Origin of the sequence: Paractinoplanes pyxinae, from assembly GCF_026626335.1 — a bacterium.
Classification (GTDB): domain Bacteria; phylum Actinomycetota; class Actinomycetes; order Mycobacteriales; family Micromonosporaceae; genus Actinoplanes; species Actinoplanes pyxinae.
On record NZ_JAPNTZ010000005.1, the window covers coordinates 1 to 14,039 of the forward strand.

Sequence of the window (14,039 nt, forward strand, 5' to 3'; positions counted from 1 at the left end):
GATTCCGGAACCACGGTCCGAGGCACGATAGCCCGACGCCATGCGCATCCGGGACTCCCCGAGCGACCGCCGGCAATGCCCGAACCGCCGTCGGGCGCTGAATGCGGCCCATATCAGGAAGGAGGATCGACTCGGGCCTGTGGACAACCCGAAACCGCGGAAACGGGCTGCTGTGGATAATTGGGCCGCCCATTTGACAGCGCCGCCTTAGGGTGGTGGCCCCCGGGTGGGTGGGCTGGATAGGAGCAGTAACCAAGGTGTTGAGGTTGGAGCGGCTGGCGGAGGGGCACTCGGCTGAACTGCTGCGGTTCGAGACGGAGAACCGGGCCTTCTTCGCACGGTCGGTGCGCGATCGCGGGGACGAGTACTTCGCTCGGTTCGATGAGCGGCATGCAGCCCTGTTGGAGGAGCAGCGGGCCGGCGTCTGCCACTTTCATGTGCTGGTCGGCGAGGACGGGCGCGTGGTGGGGCGGTTCAACCTGTTCGACGTGGCCGACGGCACCGCCGAGCTGGGGTTTCGAGTGGGCGAGGCGTCGGCGGGGCGCGGGGTGGCCAAACAAGGCGTGCGGCTGGTTATCGCGCTCGCTCGTGACTCGTACGGGCTCGAGCGGTTGACTGCCGACGCTGAAGTTCGCAACGGGGCTTCGCGGGCGGTTCTGCGGGCGACCGGGTTCGTCGAGGTCGGTGACGCCGTTCGGAGCGGGCAGCCGTGCATCCGGCACGAGCTTGATCTGTCGGCGCCTTTGCTCTGACACCCACAATGGACGCCATCGCGGACATCGGGGGATGAACATGAGCGATATGTCGGCACTCACCACAGAGTTGCGCCGGTTACGCAGCGAGGCGGGGCTCACGCTGCGGGAACTCAGCCTGAAGGCGCACGTCAGCGACTCGTCCTTGTCACGGTATTTCGGCGGGCAGGCGCTACCACCGTGGGAGGTGGTGGTCGTGCTGGCCGATCTCGGCGGGGGTGACCACGCCCGGTTGCGGCGGCAGTGGGAGGCCGCGCGGCGCGCCCGCCGGCAGACACGCTGGCCCGAGGAGAGAGAAGTGCGGCGGTTCGGGCCGGTCGTCGGGGTGTGCGCGTTGATGGCCGCGTCGGGTGCCGTCGGGTGGGCGCTCGGGCGGCGCTGAGGGCCCGCGTCCCGGGATGTTCCCGGCAAGCGTTCCCGCTGGTCAGCGCCCGGGGTAGGCGACACGCTGGTGTCCACATCGACGAAACGGGGGCACACCATGAACCGCATCGCACGCCGCAGCCTGATCGTTCTCGGCACGGGCGCCGCCATTGCGAGCTCCGCACTGCTCGGGGCCGGGGTGGGCGGCGCGGCCGTCGCCGGCAAGGGCGCCACCAGCACGGACACGGTCGTGGCGGGCACGAACTGGGACCGCGCACCGGGAACGGACTGGGCCGGACCGACGGCCGACTGGGCGGGACCGACGGCCGACTGGGCCGGGCCGACCGTCGTCCTCGCCGGACGTGGCAAGCCGAGCTGGGCCGGACCGACCATTGTGCTCGCCGGTCGCGGCAAGCCGACCGTCGCCGGTGACAGCTGGGCGGGACCGACCGTCGTCCGAGCCGCCTGGGCCGGGCCGACCTGGGCCGGGCCCACTGTGGTCGAAGTCTGAGAATCAACGCCGCAACATATCGGGGACGTTATCGAAACCCCATCACTGATCACGTTTCCATTGCCTCCCGCGTATGTCTCACCCATCGAGAGATGTCGTGCCCTACGGTGATCCGATGGGGTCGGACGAGTGGACGCGGTGGCTGCTGACGCGCCGCGACGGCGGTAACGCCGCACTGCGGGCGGAACACGCCACCGCGCTGGAGGTCTTCCGCGACGAGGTGCTTGATCGGGCGGCGCTCACGCCGTCCGACACCGTCCTCGACGTCGGCGCCGGCACCGGGCTGATCGCCTTCGGCGCCCTCGAGCGGCTCGGCCCGGACGGCCATGTCATCTTCAGCGATGTCTCGGAGGCGGGGCTGGAGGAATGCCGCAAGCGCGCCGGCGACGACAAGCGCTGCAGCTTTCTGCATGCCCCGGCCGAGGACCTGTCAGCCGTACCGGATAATTCTGTCGACGTTGTCACAACCCGTTCCGTCCTGATCTATTGCGACCACAAGGCACAGGCTTTCCACGAATTCTTCCGGGTGCTGCGGCCGGGCGGGCGGCTCTCCATTTTCGAGCCGATCAACCGTTTCCTGCTCGAGCACCGGCCGGACAGCCTTTTCGGGCTACGCGATCCCGAGGTGGCCGATCTGCTGGCCAAAGTGGTCGCCATCTATCGCGACGGCGCGCGGCGCGGCGAGAACCCGATGACCGATTTCGACGAACGGGATCTGCTGCGCTGGGCGGCCGAGGCGGGCTTCGACGGCGTCGAGGTCGACTACCGGGCGCAGCTCGACGTGCCGGCCGAGCCGATCGGCGACTGGGAAGCCCGCAAGAACGTCTCCCCCAATCCGCTGGCGCCGACCTACGGCGAGGCGATGACGATGGCCCTGTCCGAGGCGGAGTGTCAGCGTCTCGACACGCGGATGACGCAACTTGCCCAGTCAGGCACCCCTACGCGGCGTACGCTCGCCACCGCGTACCTCCGCGCTCTGCACCCGTAACAAGCAGCGGAAATCCACGCAGCGCGACCGTGCGCTCACGGAGCGTACGTGCTTAATGCCCGAAGTCTTAGCCTGCGAGTACTACGCACGTGCGCACTTGAAGGTCCGAGGATTCCGACAACAATCACCTGCATGACGTACGGCAAGAAGGATCTGCCCTACCCGTACTGCGCGGACTTCTCGGGGATCGTGACTCGCGTCAAGGGAGTGCGCGAGTCGACCCGGGCCGCCCTGGTCAACTCGCTCAAGGTCGCGTCGTACCTGAAGGCCGGCGCGAACCTCATCGAGCGCAACCTCGGCGCGCAACGGCCCGCCACCGCGACCGGCGACGGCCGCAAGCAGTACTGGTCGGGCCTGAGCTTCCTGACCGAGCGGGCGCTCTCGGCCGAGGTCGAGGAGCTGGAGCTGCCGTTCCTGCGGCAGAAAGGCGCCGGGCCCTACCGGTCGACGTGGGCGAGCCACGACGACTACCTGAACGACCTGCTCGCCTTCATGCTGCACGCCATCAACTACGACCCGCAGTACGGGGCCGACGTCGAGACGCGCGGCGACTGGCTGGCCACCGACGAGAGCTTCGTCGACGCGGTCGACCGGTCCAGTTACCACGAGCTCATGGCGCTGTGCCGCATGCCGCTGTTCAAACTGCAGCTGATCATGGTCGCGACGGCACACCGCAACGACGGCATCCGCAGCTCGATCGCCAACAACTACGCCGGCGCGCTCGAACCGTGGATGAAGATCTACGAGGAGACGATCGCCGCCCGTGGCTACCGGCTGCGCCCGGGCATCACCATCCAGGAGTTCAGCAACCTGCTCGCCGCGGTCACCGAGGGTCTGGCCGTGCGGCACCTGGGCGACCCCAGCGTCGACATAGCCGACCACGGCCCGACCGAGAACTTGGTCGGCAAGGGCGTGCTCGGCCTGATGGCGGCCTACCTGGAACCGGTCGACGAACCGTCCGGCCTGACCCTGCGCGAACTGTTCGAACGATCGGCGAAGAACAACAACGGGGGACCGACATGACAAGTACCACGGAGAGGCCCCACGGCAACCGGGAGCCCTCCTGGTGGGACAAGCAGGGTGATCTGATCATGCGCCGGCCGTTCAACGAGTGGACCTTCACTCACATGAACTGGCTGATGCCGACGGAACGGGTCGCGAGCGGCGACGCCGGCATTCCCCTGCCGGTCGACAACCAGCCGCTCTCGCTTTCCTACCGGTTCGACGGCTACGACCGCACCCTGCACGAGCTGCACCGCCGTACCCACACCACGGCGTTCGTCGTGCTGCACCGGGGCAAGATCGTGCACGAGACGTACCCCGGCGCGTTCACCGGCCCTCGCTCGCGCATGCAGCTGTTCTCGGTGTCGAAGTCCGTCACCTCGATCCTGATCGGCATCGCCCTGCACGACGGCGCCATCGGGAGCGAGAAGGACCGGATCACCGACTATCGGCCCGATTTCCTCGGTACGGCGTACGAAGAGAACACGATCGCCGAGCTGCTCGACATGACCACCGGCGTCGGCGACCTCGAGACCTGGGAGGTGCCGGACAGCGGCATCAAGCGCTTCGAGCAGACGATCATGGGAGGGGGCGACATCGCCGACGTGGTCCGCGCGGCAACGCGGACCGCGCCGGCCGGTGAGCGCTTCAACTACTCCACGTTCGACACGCAGATCCTGGGCTGGGTGCTCGAGGCAGCGACAGGTCAAACCCTTGCGGCGTACGCGTCGGAGCGGCTGTGGCGGAAGCTGGGTTGCGACCGTGACGCGTACTACTGGCTCACCCGCGGCCGCCCGCGCACGGCGATCGGCGGCGGCTCACTGAACGCGACGGCCCGCGACGTCGCCCGCGTCGGCCTGCTGATGGCCGGCGACGGCGCCTACAACGGCGAGCAGATCGTGCCCGTCGAATGGGTGCGCCGCAGCCGGGGCGACGACCGCCCGCACCTGGCCGTGGGCGCGCTCGGCCCCAGCGGATACAGCCACTACGGGTACGGCAATCAGTGGTGGACGCTCGGCCCGGAGGCTCACCACGCTTTCACCGGCCTGGGCGTGCACGGACAGTACCTCTTCATCGATCCGGCCGCCGAGGTCGTCATCGTGAAGTGCAGCGCGTGGCCCACGCAGGACGACGAGCGCCGTGACGCCGAGACCGTCGCCGCCCTCCGCAGCGTGGCCGACCACTTCGCCACCACGCGCTAGCTCTCTTTCCTCCACCGGACCTGGCCCTCTCGCGGCCAGGTCCGGCGATTTCTGATCGTCTTTCGCGCCGCCCCATCGGGCGGCGCGATCGATTCTGCCTGAAATCTTTCTTTTCGAAAGGAACCATCGGTGAACCCTGCCCTGAGAAGAACATTTCTCGCGTCCATTCTGACCGTTCTTCTGGCCATTTCCGCGGCTTTTGTCGCGGGTAAGCCGGCGCGCGCCGCCGTATTAGCCGGAACGGTTCTCACCAGCGCCACCGCGACCCTTCCGGCCGAATTGGCGCCGCTGGCCAACGGCAAGAAGATCTCGTACCTGTCGAGCAATACAAGTGGGCTGCCGATAACGGCAACCGGCCTGATCCTGACTCCGAAGACCAACAAGAAGAACCGTACGGTCGTGTGGGGACACGGCACGACCGGACTGGCCGACCAGTGCGCCCCCTCGGCCAGCCAGGCGGTGTTCTGGCCCGAGGCGCGGGCCGCGATCGCCGAACTGCTGCGCCGCGGCTGGACGGTGGCCGCCCCCGACTACCCCGGCCTGGGCACTCCCCTGGCCCACCCCTACCTGGTCGGCCTCAGCGAAGCCCGCTCGATGATCGACAGCGCCAAGGCCGCCCGCAACCTGGACAGCGCGCTGAGCACCCAGTACGTGATCGACGGGCACTCGCAGGGCGGGCAGGGCGCGCTGTTCGCCAACGAGCTCGCCCCCTCGTACGACGGCGCGCTGGTGCTGCGCGGCGTCTCGGCCGTCGCTCCCGTGTCCAACGCCGACCTGTTCGCGCCGCTGATCCCCGGCACGCCGGCCCAGGGCTACCTGGTGATGGCCCTGTACGGCCTGCAGGCGGTGGACCCCACGGTCAACCCGAACACGATCCTGGCCGCCCCCGCCCGCCAGCGCACCGGCGTGCTGCAGAGCGGCTGCCTGAACGACATCCTGACCGCGTACCAGTCCCTGACCGCCTCGGAGCTGCTGGTCGGCGGCGCCCTCCCGCAGTCGGTGATCGCCAAGCTGTCCAAGACGGCCAACCCGGCCCAGAAGGCCCCCAGCTCCCCCATCCTGCTGATCCAGGGCACCGCCGACGAGGCCGTCCCGTACGTGATCACCGCCGGTCCCCTGCTGACCCAGCTGACCGCCTACAACCAGCCGGTCCAGTTCGTAGAGCTGGACGGCGCCACCCACGACGGCGCCGTCTTCCAAAGCACGACGCTGGTCGCCGACTGGATCGCCGCCCGCTTCACGTAACCGCTCCCGCTGAGGCGGCCGGGCTCCCCACCGGCCGCCTCAGCCGGGCGTTTCGATCACTGGCGGCCGCCGGACCAGATGGCCTGCTCGGTGGGCGTGCTGACGGGGACGCAGGCGACCAGGTCGAAGGCCTCGGCGACCGGGCCCTCGGCGTACGTGTCGAGCAGCCGGATCTTGTCGGCGCCGAACCGGCTCGGGTCGGCGACGGTGACGCCTGCGCTCGCCATCGCTGCCTCGATGCTTCCCTCGACCGGCGGCTCGAGCTCGACCTCCACCGTCTCGGCCATCGCCGGGGCGTCGGGCGCGAGCCGGCGGGTCGCCACGCGGCCGCCCTCGCACGTCACGCCGATCGCCACGTAGTCGTCGCCGAGCATGGCGGCCAGGTGGGTGCCCAGGACGTCGAACGCTGGATGCCGGCGCTGGATGTGCGAGTTGGCGGCCGCGATGATCAGGCGCCCCGGCGTGCGGTCGAGGATCCACTCGGCCGTGCGCGCCATCGCACCATCGCGAACGTTCAAACGCGCATATTCGTGCATTCCTTCGACGGCGGCCGCCTGCGCGCGCAACATCTGATCGAGCAGGACGAGCAGGCGCAGCTCGTGCCGGGCGACGGGGTCGGGCCGGCGGGGCGTCGCGTCGAAGCGCGCGCTCAGTTCGGCCAGGGCCAGCGTCAGCGCGTCACGGTCGATGAGGGCCATTTCCCGGTACGCCGAGAAGGCCGGAATCGTGTAGGCCGACGCGAACTTCGACATGTGACGACGTACGACGGAAAGGGTTTGCCGAGGCGCACCCGCGAGCCGGTCGAGATGGTCGAGCGCGGGACCGGCCGAGGCCAGGTCGCCGGGCAGGTCGAGGCCCCAGTACTCGATTGCACGTTCGTTCAACATGCGCAACAGATCGCTCATCTCCGCGCACTGGGCGAACCGGTAGGTCATGCCGTCCGCGGGCGGGTCGCCGACACCTTCGCGCATCCACTCGCGCACGGCCAGGCCCTCGCTGAAGCCCGACTCGAACGCCACCGTGCAGAACCCTGCACGTTCGTGCAGAAAAGCGATCAGTTCTTGACGGAGTACGTGGTACTCGCGCACAAAGTGAGCGGATTCGCCGATCGCCACCACGCGCGCGTCGCCGATTCGCTCAAGAACGGGTTCCCAGTCGATCCGCATGGCGCCCGACCCTAGTGGGTGTCCGTGCGGTGAACTGTCCACGTCGGAGGTCGTCGCAGCGTGGCGTGGGTGTGGCCGGTCCGGTAGACACAGAATTCATGAGGCGACTTCTTGTCGGTGCGGCAGCAGCCTCGGCCATGGTGCTGGGTCTCGCCGCTCCTGTTTCCGCGCACGAACGCTCGTTACGTGTCGCTACGTACAACCTTTCGCTCAACCGGCCGTCCGAGGGGCTGCTGCGCGAGCATCTGGCCAACCCGGCGGTGGACGACGTCTACCGCCGCCAGGCGCGCAACGTCGCCGAGGTGATCCAGCGGGCCCACCCCGACGTGGTCCTGCTCAACGAGTTCGACTACGACCCCGAGGCGGCGCGGCTGTTCGCGCGCAACTTCCTGGCGGTGTCGCAGAACGGCGCGCCGGCGCAGCGCTACCCGTACCGGTACGTGGCGCCGTCGAACACGGGCATCTCGTCCGGCCTCGACCTGAACAACAACGGCGTGGCCGACACGACCCCGGGCGACCAGGCGTACGGCGACGACTCGTTCGGTTTCGGGCTCTTCCCCGGCCAGTACGGCATGGTCGTGTACTCGAAGTACCCGATCGACACCAAGGCTGTCCGCACCTTCCAGCTGTTCAAGTGGAAGGACATGCCGGGCAACCTGATCCCCACCGACTTCTACTCGGCCGAGGCCCAGAAGGTGCTGCGCCTGTCGTCGAAGAGCCACTGGGACGTCCCGATCCGGGTCGGCGGCCGTACGCTGCACTATCTGGTCTCGCACCCGACGCCGCCCACGTTCGACGGCCCCGAGGACCGCAACGGCCGCCGCAACCACGACGAGATCCGCTTCTGGGCCGACTACGTCACCCCCGGCAAGCGGTCGGCGTACATCTACGACGACAAGGGCCGCCGCGGCGGGCTCAAGCCCGGTCAGGCGTTCGTGATCGCCGGCGACCAGAACGCCGACCCGAACGACGGCGACTCGTACGACCACGCCATCAACCAGCTGCTGACCCACCCGCTGATCAACACGCGGACCACCCCGTCGAGCGCGGGCGCCGCCGAGGCCGCCACCCTGCAAGGCGGAGCCAACCACACCCACACCGGCAACCCGCGCTACGACACGGCCGACTTCGCCGACACCGCCCCCGGCAACCTGCGCGCCGACTACGTGCTGCCGCGCAAGGGTCTCAAGGTGACCGGCTCCGGCGTCTTCTGGCCGGTGCAGGCCAACCCGCTCTCCCGTCTGAGCGGCGTCTACGACCCGATCTGGGCCCCGGTCAACGGCTTCCCCACCTCGGATCACCGCCTGGTCTGGCTCGACCTGCGCCGCTGATCGTCCTCGTACAGATCCATCAGGGCCTGCGCCCGCGAGATCTCCGTCGGAGTGAACGCGGGCGCGGGCCGTACGAGATAACGCTCATCGCCGCCGGCGTCGTGCAGCACGGCGACGTGAGCCGGGCCCGTCGGCCGGGTCGCCGCGAGGTCGGCGCCGAGCAGGCTGTGGACGGCTCCCGCCAGGCTCATCGCGCCGGTGGCCGCGTGCCGGGCCAGGGTCAGGGCCCGCGTCGCCGGATCCACCAGGTCGTGCACGTCGGCCCGGTTGGCCTCGGTGGCCTCGCCGCCGCCGGCCGCCACCGTAGCGACCACTTCGGCTGCGGGTAGCTCGGCGGGCACAGCCACCAGCAGTTCATCGACGGCGCCGCGCTCCCCCGGATGTATCTGGATCGCCAGAATGTTGATGCCCCGCCCGGCGAGCCGTTCAGCGAGCGCGGCCAGCGTGCCCGGCCGGTCCGGCAGCGTGGTGCGCACCCGCATCAGATCGCTACGCGCGGCCGGAAACCCGAGCAGATCCGGCATCGCGGCGTGCCGTGACGCAACCGGCGCCGTACGTCGTTTCCAGCGCCGCCGCAGAAGCGCTCCGGCGATGACGATGACGCCGCTCGCCGCCAGCATCTGCGGACCATGGGCCCGCTCGCCCAGCAGCGTGACGAACAGGTGAGCCGTGCCGACCGCGAAGAACACGGCGGCCACCTCGATGAGGTCGGCGGCCCAGTGGGCCACCCGAATAGCCTTCATGCCCAGCGATACTCAACGCCCGACATGTCCCCGTCAGTTACTCGCCGTGTCGGCCGCGATAACAGAACGGCCCTTTGTGAATTCGCGATTGCCGGTCCCCGGAACCGGCCGCGTCCACAACCGCCCCGACCGACAATCAGCCGCCGGCACACGCCGCCCGACGCTTGCAGCGGCCGCCAAAGTCGATCGCGGCCGTCGGCGCTGACCGCGACCCCCTCGCGCTGACCGGGACCGCCCGCGCTAACCGCGGCCGCCTCCGCTCACTGCGACCGCTCGCCCTCACTGCGACCGCCCGGGATATGTGCGACCGCGCGCGCTAACCGCGACTGCCTGCGCCAATCGCAACCGCCCGCCCGAACTACGACCGCCCAGGATATGTGCGACCGCCTGCGCTAACCGCGACCGCCCGCGCCAACTGCGGCTCCCTCGCGCTGACTGCGACCGCCCGCTAGATGCGACCGCCTCCCGCTAACCGCGGCCACCCGCGCTAACCGCGGCCGCCTCCGCTCACTGCGACCGCCCCGCGCTAAGTGGGACACCTGCGCTGACCGCGGCCACCTCCGCTGACTGCGGCCACCCGCGCTAACGGCCGTCGCCTGCGCTCACTGCGGCGGTCGGGAAGCGCTCGATGTTGTCCACAACCCAGGCGCGCAGGGCGGCCAGCGGGGCACACGCGTCCTTGCCGAGGGCAGTCAGCGAGTACTCGACATGCAGGGGAACGCTCGGGAACACCGTACGGTCAATGAGCCCCTGGTCTTCGAGGCGGCGAAGTGTGGCGGTGAGCACTTTCGGGCTCACGCCGTCCAGGCGGTCGCGCAGGGCGCCGAAGCGGCGCGGCCCGTCCTCGAGCGCGCCCAGCGCCAGCGCGCTCCACTTGTTGGCCAGCAGATCCAGCACCTGGCGGCACGGGCAGGAAGCGTCGTAGACGTCGTGCTTACGGTCGCAGCTGGTCGTGTGCACCCGGCGATCGTAGTACCCAAAGGGAACTAAGAGCCGTTGCGGGTAACTAGGGTCACCCGAATACCGTCCAGCTCATGACCGATCTGATGCGCGCGGTGGGCTACCGCAAGAACCTGCCGATCTCCGACCCGGACTCACTGCTCGACCTCGAAGTTCCCGTCCCGACCCCCGGTGAGCACGATCTGCAGGTGCGCGTGGCGGCGGTGTCGGTCAACCCAGTCGACGTGAAGGTGCGGGCCGGCTCCGATCCCGGCGGCGAGCCCAAGATCCTGGGCTACGACGCGGCCGGCGTCGTGGAACGGGTGGGTGCCGCGGTCACGCTGTTCAAGCCGGGCGACGAGGTCTGGTACGCGGGTTCGATCGCCCGTCCCGGTACGAACTCCGAGTTGCACCTGGTGGACGAGCGCATCGTGGCCCGCAAGCCGGCGTCGCTGGACTTCGCGGCGGCCGCGGCGCTCCCGCTGACCGCCCTCACCGCCTGGGAGTCCCTGTTCGACCGGCTGCGCCTGACCTCCGAAAGCACGGGCCGCCTGCTGGTGCTGGGCGCGGCCGGCGGCGTGGGCGCGGTGCTGGTCCAGCTCGCCCGCCGCCTGACCAACCTCGAAGTGATCGGCACCGCCTCGCGTCCCGAGTCCCGCCAGTACGTGCTCGACCGCGGCGCCCATTCCGTCGTCGACCACCACGGCGACCTCGCGGCTCAACTTGACGGCGGCGTCAACTACGTCTTCAGCCCGCACTCGGCCGGCATGATCGACACGTTCGCTGAAATCATTCGCCCGTACGGTGCTGTGGTCGCCATCGACGAGCCCGACGGCCTGGACCTTGTCGCCCTCAAGTCGAAGAGCATCGCCTGGCATTGGGAGCTTATGTTCACGCGCGCCCTCTACGACCCGACGAGCCTCGCCCAGCACGAGATCCTGACGCAGGTGGCCGCCCTGGTCGACAAGGATGTTGTCCAATCAACATTGACTGTCAGCATTGACGGAATCAATGCAGTCAACATGAAGAGGGCCCACGCCGCTCAGGAGTCGGGCTCCGCCATCGGCAAGACAGTCCTCTCCGGCTTCTGATCCTCACCAGCGGCTCAGCTCCCCTGTTCCGGGGAACTGAGCCGCTTTGCGTTCGCACGAATCCGCTGCGGCTTCAACCAGCCAGAACGCCGCAGGTCCGCATCGTCCGCCCTACGCGAAGCTGAGGCGCCGCTGAGAGACGTGTAAAGAAACTTCGACCTCGTGTCCGAGTTTCTTTACCTTGGAGGGCATGACAAGTGAGGAGCGGCGGGCTTGGAGTCTCGCCGTGATCAGCCTTATCGCGTACCTGGTGTACCTCGTGGCCGTCCTCGCCGGGGCCGATTACGTGCCGGCCCTGCTGTGGACGATCGGCGGCGCGATCGTCGTCAACATCGCCGTCGACATCTCCTTCGGCCACGGCCAGAAGCCCGATCAGCGCGACCGCGAGATCGGCCGCTTCGGCGACCACATCGGACAGTCGATGGTCGTCGCCGGGGCGGTGACGGCGATGCTGCTGGCGCTGTTCGAGGCGCGCTACTTCTGGATCGCCAACGTCATCTACCTGGCGTTCGTGCTGTCGGCGGTGCTCGGCTCGACCGCCAAGATCTTCGCGTACCGCCGGGGTTTCCACCCGTGGTGAAACCGACCAGCATCACCAACGAGATCCGGGCGCTGCGCTTCGCGGCCGGCGAGATGACGCAGGCCGATCTGGCCGAGCGCATCGGCGTCACCCGCCAGACCGTCATCGCCATCGAACAGGGCCGATACTCGCCATCGCTGGAGACGGCGTTCCGCATCGCGCGGGTCTTCGGAGTCGGCCTGGACGACGTCTTCCAATACCCAGCGGAGGAGCCATCGTGAGAGCCATAGTCCGCGACACCTACGGCGACGCCGACGTCCTGCACCTGGCCGACGTGCCGAAACCCACGATCAAACCCAACGAGGTCCTGGTACGGGTCACAGCCGCCGGCGTCGACCGGGGCGCATGGCACGCGATGACCGGCCTCCCTCAGATTGCCCGCCTCGGCTTCGGCCTCCGCCGCCCCCGCAACCCCGTCATCGGCCTCGACCTGGCCGGCGTAGTAGAAGCCGTAGGCCGCGACGTGACCGACTTCAAGCCCGGCGACGAGGTCTTCGGCGAGGGCTCCAGCAGCTGGGCCGAGTACGCCAAGGCAAAGCAGCATCGCCTGCTGCACAAGCCTGCCCACCTCACGTTCCCGCAGGCCGCGGTAATCCCCACCTCGGCCGCCACCGCCCTCCACATGCTGCTCCTGGCTCCGTCCGCACCCACACCTCCTGGTCGCGATGTGTTGGTCATCGGCGCCGGCGGAGGGGTGGGGTCGTTCGCCGTGTTGTTGGCCAAGGCGCACGGCGACACGGTTACCGCGGTGTGCAGCACAGGGAAGGTGGAGGCCGTGCGGGGCTTCGGCGCCGACCGGGTCATCGACTACACGCGCGAACCGCTGACCGGGTCGTACGACCTGATTGTGGATATCGCGGGGAACCGATCGCTTGCACAGTTGCGGGCGCTGCTGAAGCCGCGCGGCATTCTGTCCATCGCCGGGGGCGAACAGGGTGGACGCTTCTTCGGCGGCCTCGAGCGCAACCTGCAGGCGTTGGCCATCTCGCCGTTCCTCAAGCAGACGCTGCGCGCCCCGGTCGTGATCGCCAAGCGCGCCGACCTGGCTGCACTTACCTCTATTCCGTCGCCCCTGCAGCGAACGTATCCGTTGGAGGAAGCCCGTACTGCGATGCACAACCTCGCCACGGGCCAAGTAACCGGCAAGATCGCCCTGACTCTGTGACCGACCAACCAGGGTGGTGAAGCTCCTCCGGTTCTCCACAAGTTCGACACCCGAAACGCTCGGATACCTGATGAAGTCTGTGGATGACTGACCAGATCGCGTACATGGATGATGCGGCGGCCACCGATGTGGGGACGGCCTACAAACGGCGGCTGATCGAGTTGCTGGCGATCGCGCCGGGGCAGACGGCTGTGGACATCGGCTGTGGGCCGGGAACGGATCTGGGATCGCTGGCCGAAGCGGTGGGCGACGGCGGCCGGGTGATCGGGGTCGATCGGGACGCTCGGATGGTGGACGAGGCGCGACGCCGGCATCCGGGGGTTGACGTCCGAACCGGTGATCTGCACGCATTGCCGCTGGAGGACGGCAGTGTTGACTGCATCAAGGTTGATCGGGTGCTTCAACATGCCGACGATCCACAGGCGGCGGTGGTGGAGGCACGACGGGCGCTGCGGTCCGGTGGGCTGTTCGGGATGGCTGAACCCGACTGGGACACCCTCGCCGTGGCGGACGAGGATGTGGAAACCAGCCGGGCCTTCGCTCGGTTCAACGCCCGTCAGGTCCGCAACGCCACCATCGGCCGTGAACTCGTACGCCTGTGTACTTACGCCGGTTTCCACATCCGGGCTGTGGAGCCCGTCCCCGTCCTGTTCCGCGACTACCCCACGGCGAACCGGATACTTGGTCTGCAACGGAACTCGGCTCGCGCTGTGGACAACGGCGACATCACCCGCGACCGGGCCGACGCTTGGTTGAGCCGGCTCGAGGCAGGCCCGGTCGTCGCCGGCTTCACCTTCTACCTGGTCGTGGCCGAAGCCTGACGAACGGGCCGCGGCCCAAGCCCCACGAACGGGCCGCGGCCCAAGCGCAACAAACGGCCGCGCCCAAACGGCCGCGGCCCAGAGCTGACAAGGCTCAGCGACCTCTGGGCCTGCGGGACGACTGAGCAAGCGCGACAGCG

The 14,039-nt window shown here is 68.8% G+C and carries 16 protein-coding genes; 13 read left to right on the top strand and 3 right to left on the bottom strand.

The window, feature by feature from the left end; all coding sequences use genetic code 11:
• The first annotated feature begins 257 nt into the window (after window positions 1-257).
• The 7 genes from OWR29_RS14310 to OWR29_RS14340 all read left to right on the top strand — a co-directional run bounded on the left by OWR29_RS14310 (window position 258) and on the right by OWR29_RS14340 (window position 6,063).
• Window positions 258-752, top strand: a complete 495-nt coding sequence (locus OWR29_RS14310) for a GNAT family N-acetyltransferase (protein WP_267563280.1) — start codon at window positions 258-260, stop codon at window positions 750-752.
• A gap of 49 nt (window positions 753-801) precedes the next feature.
• Entirely contained in the window at window positions 802-1,134 is a 333-nt protein-coding gene (locus tag OWR29_RS14315; RefSeq protein ID WP_267563281.1) for a helix-turn-helix domain-containing protein, read from the top strand.
• Window positions 1,135-1,233: 99 nt separating this feature from the next.
• Entirely contained in the window at window positions 1,234-1,626 is a 393-nt protein-coding gene (locus OWR29_RS14320) for a hypothetical protein (RefSeq protein ID WP_267563282.1), read from the top strand.
• A gap of 115 nt (window positions 1,627-1,741) precedes the next feature.
• Window positions 1,742-2,614, top strand: coding sequence for a class I SAM-dependent methyltransferase (locus tag OWR29_RS14325; protein ID WP_267563283.1), 873 nt, complete (start codon window positions 1,742-1,744; stop codon window positions 2,612-2,614).
• A 132-nt stretch (window positions 2,615-2,746) separates the two neighbouring features.
• Complete coding sequence (locus tag OWR29_RS14330) at window positions 2,747-3,637, top strand: hypothetical protein (RefSeq protein ID WP_267563284.1); 891 nt, start codon at window positions 2,747-2,749, stop codon at window positions 3,635-3,637.
• On the top strand, window positions 3,634-4,818 hold the full coding sequence (locus OWR29_RS14335) for a serine hydrolase domain-containing protein (RefSeq protein WP_267563285.1): 1,185 nt from the start codon (window positions 3,634-3,636) through the stop codon (window positions 4,816-4,818). Before OWR29_RS14330 ends, OWR29_RS14335 begins: the two co-directional genes overlap by 4 nt.
• Window positions 4,819-4,947: 129 nt before the next feature.
• Window positions 4,948-6,063, top strand: a complete 1,116-nt coding sequence (locus OWR29_RS14340; protein WP_267563286.1) for an alpha/beta fold hydrolase — start codon at window positions 4,948-4,950, stop codon at window positions 6,061-6,063.
• Window positions 6,064-6,119: 56 nt separating this feature from the next.
• On the opposite strand, the gene OWR29_RS14345 is transcribed toward OWR29_RS14340, so the two are convergent.
• Window positions 6,120-7,229 (bottom strand): erythromycin esterase family protein, encoded by a 1,110-nt coding sequence (locus OWR29_RS14345; RefSeq protein WP_267563287.1) that lies wholly within the window; start codon window positions 7,227-7,229, stop codon window positions 6,120-6,122.
• Window positions 7,230-7,327: 98 nt separating this feature from the next.
• Between OWR29_RS14345 and OWR29_RS14350 the strand changes: the two genes are divergently transcribed.
• Window positions 7,328-8,560 (top strand): endonuclease/exonuclease/phosphatase family protein, encoded by a 1,233-nt coding sequence (locus OWR29_RS14350; RefSeq protein ID WP_267563288.1) that lies wholly within the window; start codon window positions 7,328-7,330, stop codon window positions 8,558-8,560.
• On the opposite strand, the gene OWR29_RS14355 is transcribed toward OWR29_RS14350, so the two are convergent.
• Both OWR29_RS14355 and OWR29_RS14360 read right to left on the bottom strand, forming a co-directional pair.
• Window positions 8,527-9,303: an ACT domain-containing protein gene (locus tag OWR29_RS14355; protein WP_267563289.1), complete on the bottom strand. Its 777-nt coding sequence runs from the start codon at window positions 9,301-9,303 to the stop codon at window positions 8,527-8,529. The genes OWR29_RS14350 and OWR29_RS14355 overlap by 34 nt on opposite strands.
• Before the next feature lie 582 nt (window positions 9,304-9,885).
• Entirely contained in the window at window positions 9,886-10,263 is a 378-nt protein-coding gene (locus OWR29_RS14360) for a winged helix-turn-helix transcriptional regulator (RefSeq protein ID WP_267563290.1), read from the bottom strand.
• A 74-nt stretch (window positions 10,264-10,337) separates the two neighbouring features.
• Here OWR29_RS14360 and OWR29_RS14365 point away from each other — a divergent pair, with 74 nt between their 5' ends.
• The 5 genes from OWR29_RS14365 to OWR29_RS14385 all read left to right on the top strand — a co-directional run bounded on the left by OWR29_RS14365 (window position 10,338) and on the right by OWR29_RS14385 (window position 13,899).
• The gene (locus OWR29_RS14365; RefSeq protein ID WP_267563291.1) at window positions 10,338-11,333 is read left to right on the top strand and encodes a zinc-binding alcohol dehydrogenase family protein; all 996 of its coding nucleotides are present in this window, start codon (window positions 10,338-10,340) and stop codon (window positions 11,331-11,333) included.
• Between the two features lie 190 nt (window positions 11,334-11,523).
• Complete coding sequence (locus tag OWR29_RS14370) at window positions 11,524-11,913, top strand: hypothetical protein (RefSeq protein ID WP_267563292.1); 390 nt, start codon at window positions 11,524-11,526, stop codon at window positions 11,911-11,913.
• Window positions 11,907-12,134 (top strand): helix-turn-helix transcriptional regulator, encoded by a 228-nt coding sequence (locus tag OWR29_RS14375; RefSeq protein ID WP_251798487.1) that lies wholly within the window; start codon window positions 11,907-11,909, stop codon window positions 12,132-12,134. Before OWR29_RS14370 ends, OWR29_RS14375 begins: the two co-directional genes overlap by 7 nt.
• The gene (locus OWR29_RS14380; RefSeq protein WP_267563293.1) at window positions 12,131-13,078 is read left to right on the top strand and encodes an NAD(P)-dependent alcohol dehydrogenase; all 948 of its coding nucleotides are present in this window, start codon (window positions 12,131-12,133) and stop codon (window positions 13,076-13,078) included. Before OWR29_RS14375 ends, OWR29_RS14380 begins: the two co-directional genes overlap by 4 nt.
• A gap of 83 nt (window positions 13,079-13,161) precedes the next feature.
• Window positions 13,162-13,899, top strand: coding sequence for a methyltransferase domain-containing protein (locus OWR29_RS14385; protein WP_267563294.1), 738 nt, complete (start codon window positions 13,162-13,164; stop codon window positions 13,897-13,899).
• Window positions 13,900-14,039: the final 140 nt, after the last annotated feature.